General features: G+C 69.1%; 12 protein-coding genes and 1 pseudogene. 7 read left to right on the top strand and 6 right to left on the bottom strand.

The window, feature by feature from the left end:
* Window positions 1-19: 19 nt before the first annotated feature.
* From V5D55_RS10850 to V5D55_RS10840, 3 genes are all read right to left on the bottom strand, one after another.
* Window positions 20-964 (bottom strand): 1,4-dihydroxy-2-naphthoyl-CoA synthase, encoded by a 945-nt coding sequence (locus tag V5D55_RS10850; protein ID WP_435742831.1) that lies wholly within the window; start codon window positions 962-964, stop codon window positions 20-22.
* A gap of 84 nt (window positions 965-1,048) precedes the next feature.
* Window positions 1,049-2,047: a permease prefix domain 1-containing protein gene (locus V5D55_RS10845; protein ID WP_435742828.1), complete on the bottom strand. Its 999-nt coding sequence runs from the start codon at window positions 2,045-2,047 to the stop codon at window positions 1,049-1,051.
* A gap of 1 nt (window position 2,048) precedes the next feature.
* Window positions 2,049-2,381 carry a PadR family transcriptional regulator gene (locus tag V5D55_RS10840; RefSeq protein WP_435742825.1) on the bottom strand — a complete coding sequence of 111 codons (333 nt, stop codon included), beginning with the start codon at window positions 2,379-2,381 and terminating at the stop codon, window positions 2,049-2,051.
* Between the two features lie 101 nt (window positions 2,382-2,482).
* Between V5D55_RS10840 and V5D55_RS10835 the strand changes: the two are divergent.
* Window positions 2,483-2,776, top strand: a pseudogene (locus V5D55_RS10835) (GNAT family N-acetyltransferase); the annotation flags it as partial.
* Between the two features lie 164 nt (window positions 2,777-2,940).
* A complete protein-coding gene (locus tag V5D55_RS10830) occupies window positions 2,941-3,501 on the top strand; it encodes a hypothetical protein (RefSeq protein WP_435749351.1) in 561 nt (186 codons plus the stop codon).
* Between the two features lie 34 nt (window positions 3,502-3,535).
* Here V5D55_RS10830 and V5D55_RS10825 read toward each other — a convergent pair whose 3' ends face one another.
* Window positions 3,536-3,751 (bottom strand): hypothetical protein, encoded by a 216-nt coding sequence (locus tag V5D55_RS10825; protein ID WP_435742822.1) that lies wholly within the window; start codon window positions 3,749-3,751, stop codon window positions 3,536-3,538.
* Between the two features lie 177 nt (window positions 3,752-3,928).
* Here V5D55_RS10825 and V5D55_RS10820 point away from each other — a divergent pair, with 177 nt between their 5' ends.
* A complete protein-coding gene (locus V5D55_RS10820; protein WP_435742819.1) occupies window positions 3,929-4,912 on the top strand; it encodes an o-succinylbenzoate synthase in 984 nt (327 codons plus the stop codon).
* Between the two features lie 22 nt (window positions 4,913-4,934).
* Here the strand turns inward: V5D55_RS10820 and V5D55_RS10815 are convergent, their stop codons facing one another.
* Window positions 4,935-5,558: a TetR/AcrR family transcriptional regulator gene (locus tag V5D55_RS10815; RefSeq protein WP_435742816.1), complete on the bottom strand. Its 624-nt coding sequence runs from the start codon at window positions 5,556-5,558 to the stop codon at window positions 4,935-4,937.
* A 133-nt stretch (window positions 5,559-5,691) separates the two neighbouring features.
* On the opposite strand from V5D55_RS10815, the gene V5D55_RS10810 reads away from it, so the two are divergent.
* The 4 genes from V5D55_RS10810 to V5D55_RS10795 all read left to right on the top strand — a co-directional run bounded on the left by V5D55_RS10810 (window position 5,692) and on the right by V5D55_RS10795 (window position 12,135).
* A complete protein-coding gene (locus tag V5D55_RS10810; RefSeq protein ID WP_435742813.1) occupies window positions 5,692-8,496 on the top strand; it encodes an MMPL family transporter in 2,805 nt (934 codons plus the stop codon).
* A complete protein-coding gene (locus tag V5D55_RS10805; RefSeq protein ID WP_435742810.1) occupies window positions 8,493-10,475 on the top strand; it encodes a YhgE/Pip family protein in 1,983 nt (660 codons plus the stop codon). The genes V5D55_RS10810 and V5D55_RS10805 overlap by 4 nt, the downstream gene beginning before the upstream one ends.
* Before the next feature lie 134 nt (window positions 10,476-10,609).
* Complete coding sequence (locus tag V5D55_RS10800; RefSeq protein ID WP_435742807.1) at window positions 10,610-11,200, top strand: 2'-5' RNA ligase family protein; 591 nt, start codon at window positions 10,610-10,612, stop codon at window positions 11,198-11,200.
* A gap of 68 nt (window positions 11,201-11,268) precedes the next feature.
* Window positions 11,269-12,135 carry an alpha/beta fold hydrolase gene (locus V5D55_RS10795; RefSeq protein WP_435742805.1) on the top strand — a complete coding sequence of 289 codons (867 nt, stop codon included), beginning with the start codon at window positions 11,269-11,271 and terminating at the stop codon, window positions 12,133-12,135.
* A gap of 16 nt (window positions 12,136-12,151) precedes the next feature.
* Here the strand turns inward: V5D55_RS10795 and ccsB are convergent, their stop codons facing one another.
* Window positions 12,152-13,129: a c-type cytochrome biogenesis protein CcsB gene (ccsB, locus tag V5D55_RS10790; RefSeq protein WP_435742803.1), complete on the bottom strand. Its 978-nt coding sequence runs from the start codon at window positions 13,127-13,129 to the stop codon at window positions 12,152-12,154.
* Window positions 13,130-13,134 lie beyond the last annotated feature (5 nt).

The following is a 13,134-nucleotide window of genomic DNA, read 5'->3' as shown; positions in this document are numbered from 1 at the left end:
GTGCGTGTCGGGCGATGCGTCAGTAATGCCAGGGGAACGACGACCAGTCGGCGTCGCGCTTCTCGAGGAACGAGTCGCGGCCCTCGACGGCCTCGTCGGTGCCATAGGCCAGGCGCGTCGCCTCACCGGCGAAGACCTGCTGGCCGACCAGCCCGTCATCGACCGCATTGAACGCGAACTTGAGCATGCGGATCGCCGTGGGCGACTTGGTCAGCACGGTGCGCGCCATCTTCAGCGCCTCGCGCTCGAGCTCGGTGTGCGGCACGACCCGGTTCACGGCGCCGGCCTCGTATGCGCGCTGCGCCGAATACTCTTCGGCGAGGAAGAACACCTCGCGGGCGAACTTCTGCCCGGTCTGGCGGGCCATGTACGCGGACCCGTATCCGGCGTCGAAGCTGCCGACGTCGGCATCCGTCTGCTTGAAACGCGCCTCCTCGGCGGAGGCGATCGTCAGGTCGCACACCACGTGCAGCGAATGCCCGCCGCCGGCCGCCCAGCCGGGGACGACCGCGATGACGACCTTCGGCATGAAGCGGATGAGGCGCTGCACCTCGAGGATGTGCAGCCTTCCCACTCCGGCAGACGGGGCCTGGGTCCCTGAGCCCGTCACCTCCCCGGTTCCTGAGCCCGACGAAGGATCGGAGTACTTGTACCCGTCCAGACCACGGATGCGCTGGTCGCCGCCGGAGCAGAACGCCCATCCGCCGTCCTTGGGGCTCGGACCGTTGCCGGTGAGCAGCACCGCGCCGATCTTCGAGTCCTGCCGGGCGATGTCGAGGGCACGATAGAGCTCGTCGACCGTGTGCGGGCGGAAGGCGTTGCGCACCTCGGGCCGGTTGAACGCGATCCGGGCGACGCCCCCGTCGTGCGTGACGTGCGCGGTGATGTCGGTGTAGTCCTCGGCACCGGGCGCGAGCACCCATTCGGCCGGGTCGAACAGGTCGGAGACGAATGCGTGGGTCACGCCGCCCAGCCTATTCCCCGCCCCCGCCGCGCAACGGAGGAAGCGCCGCCCCAACGGGACGGCGCTTCCTCTGCGGTGCACCTATCAGGCGCGGCGTGCGCGTGCCGCCTTGATCCAGCCGTCGGCGATGTCCCACCCGACACCCGCGGCGACACCGAATCCGAGGAGCACGGCGAGGATGCGGAAGACCCCGCCCTGTTCCGCCGATTCCGCCTGCCCCTCAGCGAAGCCCTCTCCCCCTGCGGCCACGATGTGCGCGAGGAAGTCCGGGTTGACGAGGTCACCGGTCAGCAGCGGGACGAGCACCCAGGCGAGGAACGCCAGCGCGAGGACGGTGTTGATCACGGCCATCCCGGTGTTCCACCGTCCTCTGCGGTAGAGGGCGACCGCGAACAAGGCTTCCGCGACCATGATGAGCAGCAGGATGCCGATCCCCCACGGCCACAGTCCCGGGTTGAGGATGGGCAGGCCCTCGCCATCGATGACGACGTAGCCGCGGAATCGGTCCCAGAGCAAGGCGCCGACAGCGATCCCGAGGAAGACGAGAGAGGCGATCAGGTCGGTGCGTCCGGCGGTCTCCGAGGGCTCAGGGAGCTTGTCGAGGTCCCACTCGTCGATCACGGTCGAGCTTCCGGAGCGCTCGAGGATGACGAAGACGAGCGTGGTCCAGAAGCAGATGTGCAGGATCGCACCGCCCGCAGCGACGATCGATGTGCCGATGATTCCGCCGACCGCCGCTCCGGAGATCGTCTGGCCGAGCGCGACGACGGCGAGCACGCAGACGGGCACGGTCATCAGGAGCACCTTGAGCACGCGCCACCAGGTCAGGTAGAACCGCGGGCCGAGGAGATACAACGGGCGGTCGGCATAACCGGCGGCGAGGACGCCGGGGTCGCCGAGTTCGGTGAGCACGGCGCGCTCCGCGGCAGACCGCGTCTCGCCCTGCTCGAGCCGCGCCTCGATCGCGTCGGCGATGGATGCTTCGAGCTCGGCGCGCACGTCGTGCTGCGCGTCGGGGCTGAGGCTGCGGATCGTGGCGCTGATGTAGCGCTCGGTGAGCGTGGTGGTGCTGGTTGCGGTCATGTCAGTTCTCCTCTGAGGTGAGGGACGCGATCGCTGTCGTCAGCGACCGCCATTCGTCGGTGAGTGTGTCGGCGAGCCAGACGCCGGCAGTCGAGGTGCGGTAGAACTTGCGGGGCCTGGCCTCGTCGGTGTTCCACTCGCTCGTGAGGTACTCCTGCTTCTCCAGTCGGCGAAGCAGCGGGTACAGCGTGTTCGCGTCTGTGGCGAAGCCGCGGCGCTCGAGCTCCTCGAGAAGCCCGTAGCCGTAGCCTGCCGTGCGCAGCAGCTGCAGGCAGGCGAGCACGATGGTGCCGCGCCGCAGCTCCTGCAGGTGGGTGTCGAGCGTTTCGTTCATGGCTCACACGTTACTGTGCGTCACACACCATTGTCAATCACACATCTGTGTAGGTGGCCGCCTCTCCCCCGCTCCCGCGGGAGCGCAAATAGGGTGAGGGGATGAGTGTGGAGTTCAGGCCCGTCGACGCCTTCGATGGAGCAGCGGTGGATGCGTGGTGGGATGCCTATGCGGCGGCCGAGCGCGCAGACCGCGGTGAGGGCGCCCTGGTGTGGACCCGGGAGGAGACCCGCAGCGCCCTGCAGCAGACCTCGGCGACCGTCGAGCGCCGCACCTTCCTCGTGCACGACGGGTCCGCAGTCGTCGCCGCGGTCGGACTCGCACTCCCCCGGAAGGACAACACCCACGTCGCCCATATCGCGATCAGCGTCCCGCCCGCACACCGTCGGCGCGGCGTCGGCTCGGCAGCACTGGCATTCCTCGAGGCAGACGCTGCAGCATCCGGCCGCCGCGTCGTGCAGAGCACCACGTCCTGGCCCTACGCCCTCGGCGCCGACGGTGCCGGCTCCCCGGGCGCGAGTTCGCCCGACGCCACGGTTACGAGCTCGCACTCGGCGATGTGCAGAATCGCCTCGGCCTGCCGCTCGACACTGCGCTCCTCGACCGACTCGAAGCCGACGTCGCTGCAGCCATCGCGGGATACGAGATCCGCAGCTGGGTGGGTCCGGTGCCGGACGAGTTCGTCGAGGGATGGGCCGCGCTCGACGCATCCGTCGACACCGAGGCCCCCAGCGGGGAGCTCGACATCGAGCCGGTGAAGCCCGACGTCGCGAGCATCCGCGAGAACGAAGAACTCATCGCCCGGCAGAACCGCGTCTCCTTCGGCACGGTCGCGCTGACTGCAGATGGCGAAGCCGCCGCGTACACCCAGCTCGTCGTCTCGGGCGATGACGGGAACGCGTACCAGTGGGGCACGCTCGTCCGGCGTGCCGACCGCGGACACCGACTCGGCACGGCCGTGAAGCTCGCCAATCTCCGGATGCTGCAGCGCGAAGCCCCGCAGACGCCGGCCGTCTACACCTACAACGCCGAGTCCAACACGCAGATGCTGGCCGTCAACACGCTGCTCGGCTTCCGCCCCAGCGAGCGCATGGGTGAGCTGCAGAAGCGCCTGGAGTGAGGTGAGCGCGCGGAGGCCGCGCGCTCACCGGGGATCACATGATGTTCCAGAACGGGTTCCAGTCCGGGCGGTCGGTGTACCAGGAGTTGCCCCCGTTGTCGCTGCAGTAGTAGTAGTCCTCTCCCGTCGTGCGCGTACAGCCCCAGACGTTACTGAAGTCGGCGTCGGCCGATGCAGCCGAGGAACCTCCGATCACGAAAGCGGCGCTGACGGCGGCGACGGCGGCGATCTTGAGCAGTCTCTTCTTCATTGCGAACTCTTCTCCGGCTTCTGCGATGTCGACGCCGATCGGCGTCGACGCGGTCAGCGTAGGAGGGCCGCGGACGCCGCGACAGAGGAGGACGCGGTATACCGGTATTCAATTCCACGCGCAGCGACACGACGCGACATCAGCGACGGCGGATGGCGACCGGGGCACAATGGGCACATGCTCCCCCCGCTCGCAGATCTCATCGCATCCGCCCGAGTCGTCTCCCTCCCGATGCACACCCGCTTTCGCGGGGTCGACACCCGGGAGGCCTTGCTCTTCGAGGGACCGGAGGGGTGGGCCGAGTTCTCGCCGTTCGTGGAATACGAGGATGCCGAGGCGGCCACCTGGCTCGCCGCAGCCATCGACTTCGGCTGGCAGCAGCAGCCGGCACCGTTGCGCGAGAAGATCCGGGTGAACGCCACGATCCCGGCCGTCGACGCCTCTCAGGTCGCCGCGCTGATGGCTCGCTTCGTCGGATGCCGGACCGCGAAGGTCAAGGTCGCCGAACCCGGCCAGACCCTGGCGGATGACGTGGCCAGGGTGCGCGCCGTGCGCGAGGCGATGGGCCCCGAGGGACGTATCCGCGTCGACGCGAACGGGATGTGGAACGTCGACGAAGCCGAGCACGCGGTGCACGCTCTGAACGAGTACGACCTCGAGTACGTCGAGCAGCCGTGCGCGACCGTGGAAGAGCTCGCCGACCTGCGCAAGCGCGTGAAGTACATGGGCATTCCGGTCGCCGCTGACGAGAGCGTGCGCAAATCGTCGGATCCGCTCGCCGTCGCTCGTGCTCGCGCCGCAGACATCCTGGTGATCAAGGCCCAACCGCTGGGCGGAGTGACGCATGCGCTGCAGATCGTGACCGCGGCCGGCCTTCCGGTGGTCGTCTCGAGCGCGCTCGACACCGCGATCGGCCTGTCACAGGGTGCCGCCCTCGCGGCTGCTCTCCCGAACCTGGACTACGACTGCGGCCTCGGCACCTCGTCGCTGTTCCTCGATGATGTCGCCGACCTGCGCCCCATCGACGGCGCGATCCCCGTCGGTCGGGTGACGCCGGATGCCGCGGCGCTCACGCGCCTGGCCGCCTCCGACGAGCGCCGCGACTGGTGGCTGGAACGACTCGAGCGCTGCTACCGCGAGCTCACCGAGACGGCGGGCTGAGCGCCGGGCGCGGAGCCTCGCGCTACTCGACGACGAGCAGCTGCACCAACCGCCCGAGCTCTTCACTGCCGGAGTGGCGGAGCTTCTCGTCGTCCTGTCCGGCCATCGCGCCGCGGACCGTCATGCCCTCCCAGACGATCATGAGCATGCGCGCCGCGACCTCGGCGGGGAGGCGAAGCTTCAGGAGTCCGGCATCCACGATGTCCTCGACGATCCGCGCGATGCTCGCGACCATCTCCCGCTCCTGCGCCAGGTACGCGGTGCCGAACTGCGCATCGCGAAGCGCGCGGATGCGGATCTCGCTCATCAGCATCACGCCGAGCCGGTCATCGCCGCCGAGTTCCATCACCTGCTGCACGAGTTCGATGGGATCGCATCCCGGCGAGAGCGCACCCTCGGCCGTCATCTCCTCGACCCGGGTGCGGACGGCGTTGACCCGCACCTCGGCGACGCTCGCCGTGAGCATGAGGAAGAGCTCGTCCTTGGATTCGAAGTTGGAGTAGAACGCTCCTCGGGTGAAACCGGCGCGCTCGCAGACGGCTTCGACGGATGCTCCGTCGAGTCCGACTTCGGCGAAGACCTGGGCCGCCGCCTCGAGCAGACGCGCTCGCGTGTTCTCACGACTGCGGGTCGCGGGTGTCGTCATTGAGAAACCTCCAGACCCTTCACTCTCGCACGATTCACACCCCGCACACAGACTCCAGCGGGCGGGTCACTTTACGATACATCTATGTATTGAATACACCTGTGTATCCAATCGGCATCTCTCGGAGGTACGCGTGTCCACTCTCCTGTCCTCGCTCGGTCGCTGGTCGTATCGGCATCCGTGGCGCGTCCTCATGTCCTGGCTGCTCGCGCTGGGCATCGCCGGAGCGGGCGCCCTCGTGCTCGGAGCGGGCACCGACAACTCGTTCTCCATCCGCGGCACCGAGTCGCAGGCGGGCCTCGAGCAGCTCTCGCGCTCGTTCCCGCAGGTCAGCGGCACCAGCGCCCAGATCATCGTGGTCGCCGCCGACGGCGACAAGGTCACCGACGATCCGTATCAGGGTGACATCGAGCAGGCCGTCGACGACCTGGGCGACCTCGACGGCGTCCTCGCCGCGAACTCGCCCTACGACGAGACGGTCAGCGGCATGATCAACGACGACGAGACGGCCGCGATCGTGCGACTGCAGTTCGACGGCGAATCGACAGACGTCTCGGACGAGACCAAGGACGCCCTGCGCGCCGTGTCCGATGATCTCGCGGCCGAGCTCCCCGACGGTGCGCAGACGGCTCTCGGCGGCGATCTCTTCGCCACGTCCATCCCGGGTCTGACGCTCACCGAAGCCGTCGGCCTGCTGATCGCGCTCCTCGTGCTGATCGTGACGTTCCGTTCCTTCGTGGTCGCCGGCCTCCCGCTTCTCACCGCGGTCCTCGGCGTCGGCATCTCGATGGCCGGCATCTTCGCGGCCACCGCTTTCGCCACAGTCTCCTCGACCACTCCCCTCCTCGCACTCATGCTGGGACTCGCGGTCGGCATCGACTACGCGCTGTTCATCATGGCGAGACACCAGGATCAAGTGCGTGAGGGAGTCGATCCGGAGGAGTCCGCCGCGCGCGCCGTCGGCACCGCAGGATCCGCCGTCGTGTTCGCCGGCGTCACGGTCCTGATCGCGCTGATCGGCCTCGGCTTCGCCGGCATCCCGTTCCTCACGACGATGGGCATCGCGGCATCCGTCGCCGTCGCCATCGCCGTGGCGATCGCCGTGACCCTCACTCCCGCCATGCTCGGCTTCGTGAAGGGCAAGGTCGTCGGCCGTGCACCGCGAGTCCGCAAGACGAAGCCCGCTTCCTCGTCCGAGAACGGCGACGCGGAACAGGCGCCGCGGCCGAAGAAGGAGCGCGTGAAGGGCAGCGCCCGCTGGGTGAACGGTGTCACGAAACACCCGGTCCTGGTGTCGCTCGCCGTCGTGCTCGGTCTCGGCATCGTCGCCGTCCCGGCGCTCAGTCTGAACCTCGCGCTGCCGAACGCGGGAGTGCTCCCCGCGAGCTCGGAAGCCCGCCAGAGCTACGACCTCGTCGGCGAGGAGTTCGGACCCGGCTTCAACGGACCGATGATCCTCACCGGCACGATCGTCACCTCCACCGATCCGGTCACGCTGATGGATGACCTCGGCGACGCCGTCGCCAAGATCCCCGGCGTGAAAGAGGTCGCGCTGTCGACGCCGAATGAGACGGCCGACACCGGGATCGTGCAGATCATCCCGGAGACCGCGCCGGACGACCCCGCGACCGCTGACCTGGTGCGCGAACTCCGCTCGCATCACGACGAGTGGCTCGACGAATTCGGCATCGACCTCAAGGTCACCGGGTTCACCGCCATCGGCATCGACATCTCCGACCAGCTCGGCAACGCGCTGCTTCCGTTCGGCATCTTCGTGATCGGGCTCTCCCTGATCCTCCTCACGATCGTGTTCCGCTCCCTGTGGGTGCCGATCACCGCCGCCCTCGGATACCTGCTCTCGATCATCGCGGCGTTCGGCATCGTCGGCGCCGTCTTCGAATGGGGCTGGTTCGCCGATCTCCTGCACGTCGCGAAGGTCGGTCCGATCATCAGCTTCATGCCGATCATCCTGATGGGCGTGCTCTTCGGCCTCGCCATGGATTACCAGGTGTTCCTCGTCTCCCGCATGCGCGAGGACTTCGTGCACGACCCCGACTCGAAGAGCCCGGATCGCGCGGTCCGACGCGCAGCTGCCCTGCGCGCCGTGCGCAGCGGCTTCAGCGGCTCGGCCAAGGTCGTCACCGCGGCGGGGCTGATCATGTTCGCCGTGTTCGTCGCGTTCGTCCCCGAGGGCGACTCGTCGCTCAAGCCGATCGCCCTCGGCCTCGCCGCCGGTATCGCGATCGACGCGTTCCTGGTGCGGATGACGCTGATTCCCGCGCTCATGGCGATCCTCGGCGAGCGCGCGTGGGAGATCCCGCGCTGGCTCGAGAAGATCCTCCCCCGCGTCGACATCGAAGGCGAGGCCGTCGAGCGCGAGCGTCACCTGGCCGAGTGGCCCGGCGACGGTTCGGTCGTGGCCGCAGACGAACTCGAGGTCAGTGCCGATGCCCCGGTCGTCGAGAACCTGTCGATGCGCATCTCCGCGGGCGGTGCCGTCATCGCGAACCGCGGCGACGCCCGCACCCGCCGCGCCCTTGCTCTCACGATCGCCGGTCGCATCGCCCCGAGCGACGGACGCCTGCGCGTCGCGGGTCACCTGCTTCCCGGCCGCGCGGCCTGGGTGCGATCGCACGTCGGCTGCGTGCTCGTCGACGATGCGGATGCTGCCCTCGGCGACCTCGCCGAGGCCCTGCGGGGCACGTCCGAGCTCGTCGTGATCGACGGACTCGACCGCCTCACCGGCGGACAGCGCGATCAGGCGACGGCCATGCTGCGGGATGCCGCAGCCACCCGGCCGCTTGCCGTGTTCGCCACGGCATCCGATGCCGACGCTGCCCGCTCCATCCTCGCGGAGGCCGGCTGGCCCACCGCCGAGACTCTCGACACACGCGCTCCGCGACGGACCGCGACCGAATCCACCGAGGTGACCGCATGACCCTCCCCATCGAGCGCGCGCGCTCCCGCAAGCCCATCACGTGGCTGACGATCCTCGGTGTCCTGCTGCTGCCTGCCGCCGTCGGCGGCATCCTGGTGGCGGCACTCCAGAACCCCACCGAGCACTTGGATTCGATGACGGCCGCGATCGTCAACCTCGACGAGCCGGTCACCATCGACGACCAGGTCACGCCCCTCGGGCGCCAGCTCGCCTCCGGCCTCGTGGAGGGCTCGGACGATCTCGACTCGAACCTCACCTGGGTGATCTCCAACAAGGAGGATGCCGCGGACGGGCTCGCCGACGGCTCGTACCAGGCGGTCATCACCATCCCCGAGGATTTCTCTGCCGCGGCGACATCCGCCGGGCAGGCGATCTCCGCCGGCGGTGGTGATGCAGCCAAGAAAGCCGAGAAGGCCACCATCACGGTGACGACCCCCGACGACGGGCTCGTCGCCGATGACCTCATCACCGGACAGATCGCCGACGTCGCGGCCTCGACCATGGGCACCATGCTCACCGAGGCCACGACCGAGAACGTGCTGGTCGGCTTCACCACGATCGGCGACCAGATCGGCGATGCCGCAGACGGCGCCGTGAAGCTCGCACAGGGCGCTCGGGATGCTGCCACGGGCGCTGCCGCGGTCCCGGACGGCGCCACGCAACTGGCGTCCGGCGCGGGAGAACTCAGCTCGGGCGCCTCATCGCTGGCATCCGGTCTCGACACGATCGCGAGCAAGACCCGCGAGGCTGGCGGAGGCGCGGGCCAGATCGGCGCCGGGCTCACGAGCGGAGCGGCCACGCTCCAGGGCAGCGTCGGCGGCATGAAGCAGCTCGTCGGCGCGATCCAGGCGGGATCCGCCTCGGCGCAGACCGCCGCGACACAGTCCACCGCCCTCGCCACGAAGCTCGGCACCATGGCAGCCGCGTGCGTTCCCGCGACGAACGGTCAGGCGATGTGCGATCAGCTCAAGACCGCTGCCGCAGAGGCCGGCGTCGCCGCGAAGTCGGCTGGTACAGCATCCGGGACGCTCAACAACCCCAAGGTCGCCCCTGGGGTCGCAGCGATCCCCGGTACCTTCAGCACTCTCGCCTCGAGCATGTCCCAGGCAGGAACCGGCGCCACACAGCTCGCCGGCGGCCTGAACCAGATCGCGAGCGAAGGCATCGATCAGTCGGCCGCCGGCGCCCGATCCCTCGCCACAGGTGCGAGTCAGCTCTCCGACGGTGCGACCGAGCTCTCGACCGGCGCGACCGAACTCGCGACCGGGCTCGACACCCTCGCCACCGGCACCGGAGACCTTGCGGGCGGGCTGCGCACGGCATCCGATTCTCTCCCCTCGTTCACCGATGCGGAGTCCACGTCACTCGCCTCGGTGATCGCCGACCCGGTATCGACGAACTCGTCGATGAACACGATCTTCGGCCCGACCGCGATCCCGCTGCTCGCCGCAGTCGTGCTGTGGTTCGGCGGCCTGGCGTCGTTCATCGTGATGCGCGCGCACACCGCCCGCGTCCTGACCTCGCGGCGCTCCTCCGCGGCTCTCACGCTTCGGGCGTTCGTGCCGGCCGCGGTGATCGGCGCGGGGCAGGGTCTGCTGGTCTCGCTGGTCGTGCAGTTCATCGCCAACTACGACGCCGCGGCCTGGTGGGCGTTCGCGGGGACGGCCGTGCTCGCCGGCATCGCGTTCGCCGCGGTGAACCAGGCACTCGTCGCTCTCTTCGGGGGGATCGGACGCTGGGTGTCCGCCCTCGTCGGAGTGCTCGCCGTCGCGACCGGACTGATCTCGACCGTGCCCGGATGGCTCGCGAGCCTGGGCGCAGCCCTTCCGACGGCTCCCGCATTCGCCGGGCTGATCGCCGGGAACGGCTCCGCGGTCGCCGCCCTCGTCGTCTGGGGCGTGCTGTCGATCGTCGCGACGACGCTGGCGGTCGCCCTCCGGCGCACGACGTCGGCGAAGGCGGTACTCGCCACGGCGTGAGTCGGGTCGCTCTGACCCGACCTCGCCGATCACAACTTCGGGAACTGCCGCGGACACGCCGTGCAGCGCCCGTTGGTCCGCGGCGTGTCGAGGCTGCAGTCCGAAGTCGTGCACGAGCGGCGTACGCTCGCGTCATGCGTCGGCCGATCATGCGCACCCCTGACCAGCTCGCCTCTCTCGAGGGGCAGCAGTACCTCGTGCTGCGTCCGACGGTCGGCGTCTCCTCGCTCTATCGGGAGGTGCAGGATGCTGCGCTGGCGCGCCTCGGCGCTGACACGCGGCATCCGCACACCGAGCACGTCACTCTCCGCGGCTTCCACGAACCCGAGCGCCGGACCGAGCTGGCCGCGCTGATCCGCAGCTGGGCGGCGGAGCAGCATCCGATCGACGTGACGGCGGAAGCGATCGACGCCTTCCCCTCGCCCTGGCAGATCCTGATCGTGCGTCTCGCCCGCACCGCGGGACTCGTCGCCGCCTACACGAGCCTCACGACGGCTCTGGAGCAGACCGGCCTCCGCCGCCTCGACGAACGCAGCGTCGAGGACTGGACCTTCCATCTCTCCGTCGTCTACGGCAAGAGGCTCGATCCCGCCGCCTGGCTGGAGTTCGCGCAGGCGTCGGTGAGCGAGCTCCCCTGGCAGCCGAGCGAGACCATCGCCGAGGCCGAGTTCGTCTGGTACGAAGACGGCACCGAGCACGCCGAGCTCATCCCTCTCGGCGTGTAGGCACTGGTGCGGTGTCTGTCGCTCGCCCTAGCATCCCAGTGAGATCGTTCCCCGGAGGAGGCCGTCCCATGACGCAGCACACACTCGAGCTCGCACAGGTCGATCTGGTCTACGACGTGCACGGCCCTCTGCCGACCGCCGATGGCCGCCCGCCGCTGGTCATGGTCGGCCAGCCGATGGACGCGAGCGGCTTCCAGGCGCAGGTCGCGCTCTTCCCGGGCCGCACCGTGGTGACCTACGACCCGCGGGGTCTCGGCCGGAGCACACGCAAGGACGGCGGGGTCACGAACGAACCGGAGACTCAGGCGGAAGACCTCCACGCGCTCATCGAGGCGCTCGGCGCAGGACCCGTCGACATGTTCGCGAGCAGCGGCGGCGCGGTGAGCGCGCTCGCCCTCGTCACGGCATACCCGCACGATGTCGCGACTCTCGTCGCCCACGAGCCGCCCATCGACAGCGTCCTTCCGGATGCCGACGCCGTCCACCGCGCACGGATCGCCTACACCCGCGTGTACGACGAGAAGGGGTGGGGCGCCGGCATGGCGGCGTTCATCGCGATGACCGCGTGGGAAGGCGAGATCACGGATGAATTCCTCGCACAGCCGGCGCCGGACCCGGCCGCGTTCGGCATGCCGACCGAAGACGACGGCTCGCGCGGCGACCCGCTCCTGTCGGACGTCTCCTGGGCGATCTGTCTCTACGAACCGGACATGGAGGCGCTCAAGGCCGCGCCGACCCGGGTCGTCGTCGCCGTCGGCGAGGAGTCGCTGAAGGTCTACACCGGTCGAACGGCGATCGCGCTGGCCGAGAAGCTCGGGCAGGAGCCGACGGTCTTCCCCAGCCACCACGGCGGATTCATGGGCGGAGAGTTCGGCTACGCGGGCCAGCCCGAGGCGTTCGCCGCGAAGCTCCGCGACGTGCTCGACCAGCCCTGAGACGTCACGCTTCGGGTCAGTTCAGGCCGGAGTAGGCGTGCAGGCCCTTGAAGAACACGTTCACGATCGTGAAGTTGAACATCACAGCCGAGAAGCCGACGATCGCGAGCCAGGCCGACGGGTTTCCGCGCCAGCCGCGGGTCGCGCGCGCGTGGATGTACCCGGCGTAGATGACCCAGATCACGAAGGTCCAGGTCTCCTTGACGTCGAAGCCCCAGAAGCGGCTCCACGCGTAGTACGCCCAGATGGAGCCGGCGATGAGCGTGAACGTCCAGAGGATGAAGCCGATGATCGTGAACCGGTAGGCCAGGCTCTCGAGGCGCTCGGCGCTCGGGAAGGTGCGCAGGAAACCGGGCCCGGTCTTGTCGGCGGACTCGCCGATGAGGCGCTCGCGGCGGGACTGCATGAGCTGCATGACCGAAAGCGCGAAGGCCAGGGCGAAGAACGCGGTGGCGAGAGACGCGACGAAGACGTGGATCACGAGCCACACGCTCTTGAGCGGCTCGGCCAGCGGAGAGACCTCGACGAAGAAGTTCGTCGCGGAAAGCCCGAGCAGCACGACCACGAGACCCGTGATGAACGTGCCGAGGAAGCGGAGGTCGATCCGACTGAGCACGACCAGGAACACCGCCACGATCAGCAGCGTGCCCATCATGGCGAACTCGTAGAGGTTCGCCCACGGCACGCGGCCGGCTGCGAAGCCACGAGTCAGCACGGCTGCCAGGTGGAAGATGAACGCGAGGACCGTGAGCGACGTGCCGATCCGCGCCATCACGAAGCGCTGCGGAGGCGTCTCGGCGCCACCTGCCGTGCCTGAGGCGCTGCCCGCCGAGCCGCCGCCCGCACCGACGAGCGCCGACTCGCGCACGGTCTGCGCGTCGGCAGTCGCCTGCGAACGCCGCGCGAGGTCGAAGGCGAAGGCCACGAAGGCCGCCGCGTAGACCGCGATCGCCGTCCACAGCAGGACCGGCGAGATCACGTTGAGCTCGAGCATGGTGT

Source organism: Microbacterium sp. PMB16 (assembly GCF_051294855.1).
Lineage (GTDB): Bacteria > Actinomycetota > Actinomycetes > Actinomycetales > Microbacteriaceae > Microbacterium.
Note: the sequence above shows the minus strand (reverse complement) of the source record. Positions and strands in the feature narration are given on the sequence as shown.

Excerpts from the sequence above, each read along its gene's own strand:
- V5D55_RS10845 (WP_435742828.1), bottom strand. The coding sequence starts at position 2,047 with ATGACCGCAACCAGCACCACCACGCTCACCGAGCGCTACATCAGCGCC.
- V5D55_RS10840 (WP_435742825.1), bottom strand. The coding sequence starts at position 2,381 with ATGAACGAAACGCTCGACACCCACCTGCAGGAGCTGCGGCGCGGCACC.
- V5D55_RS10825 (WP_435742822.1), bottom strand. The coding sequence starts at position 3,751 with ATGAAGAAGAGACTGCTCAAGATCGCCGCCGTCGCCGCCGTCAGCGCC.
- V5D55_RS10820 (WP_435742819.1), top strand. The coding sequence starts at position 3,929 with ATGCTCCCCCCGCTCGCAGATCTCATCGCATCCGCCCGAGTCGTCTCC.
- V5D55_RS10815 (WP_435742816.1), bottom strand. The coding sequence starts at position 5,558 with ATGACGACACCCGCGACCCGCAGTCGTGAGAACACGCGAGCGCGTCTG.
- V5D55_RS10805 (WP_435742810.1), top strand. The coding sequence starts at position 8,493 with ATGACCCTCCCCATCGAGCGCGCGCGCTCCCGCAAGCCCATCACGTGG.
- V5D55_RS10800 (WP_435742807.1), top strand. The coding sequence starts at position 10,610 with ATGCGTCGGCCGATCATGCGCACCCCTGACCAGCTCGCCTCTCTCGAG.
- V5D55_RS10795 (WP_435742805.1), top strand. The coding sequence starts at position 11,269 with ATGACGCAGCACACACTCGAGCTCGCACAGGTCGATCTGGTCTACGAC.
- ccsB (WP_435742803.1), bottom strand. The coding sequence starts at position 13,129 with ATGCTCGAGCTCAACGTGATCTCGCCGGTCCTGCTGTGGACGGCGATC.